1 pseudogene is annotated in these 646 nt (G+C 50.9%); it reads right to left on the reverse strand.

Annotated elements, in window-relative coordinates:
* Positions 1-646, reverse strand: a pseudogene (locus ACS8E3_RS13020) (hypothetical protein); the annotation flags it as partial.

The following is a 646-nucleotide window of genomic DNA, read 5'->3' on the forward strand; positions in this document are numbered from 1 at the left end:
CGCTGCCGACACTGACGACATTGCTACCCGTGGATGTTCCTACTACAGAAGTGGCACCAGTTGGGATAAAGCTCGCTACGGTGGAGGCGGTCACTGCCGAGTTGTTGCCAATGCCAACTGCACCATCTAAGCCTTTAGCTATACTGACGTTATTACCGATAGCAAGGGCGTTGTCGGCTGCGACGCTATTGCCCGTACCGATACTGACACTAGATAGGCCTGAGGCTTTGGCATTGGTTCCTATGGCAATCGATTCATCTGCTGAGGCTTTGGCTCGTGCGCCAATAGAGACGGTTCTGTTGGTAGTGACTTTTTGTCCTGCTTCAAAGCCTATGGCAACGTTTTGATCCCCATCTACTGTACTGCCTGCTTTAAAGCCTAAGGCTGAGTTAAAGGAGCCTTTTACGTTATTGCCCGTTTCAGAACCAATACCGATGTTTGATCTACCTCTGACGATGGAGGCGGACTCTGTGCCTAAGGCGATGTTGTCACGTCCAACGACTTGTGAGCCTGCGCCAAAGCCGTTGACAGATTTATCACCGCTGCCACCAATAGCGATGTTCGATTTGTTGCCAGGTGCGGAGGATTTACTGCCTGAGAGGTTACCGATTGAGATGCTTCTATTCGATAGGGCTTGTGCTTGTGG

The sequence above is a fragment of the Psychrobacter sp. 2Y5 genome (assembly GCF_051847375.1).
Taxonomy (GTDB): domain Bacteria; phylum Pseudomonadota; class Gammaproteobacteria; order Pseudomonadales; family Moraxellaceae; genus Psychrobacter.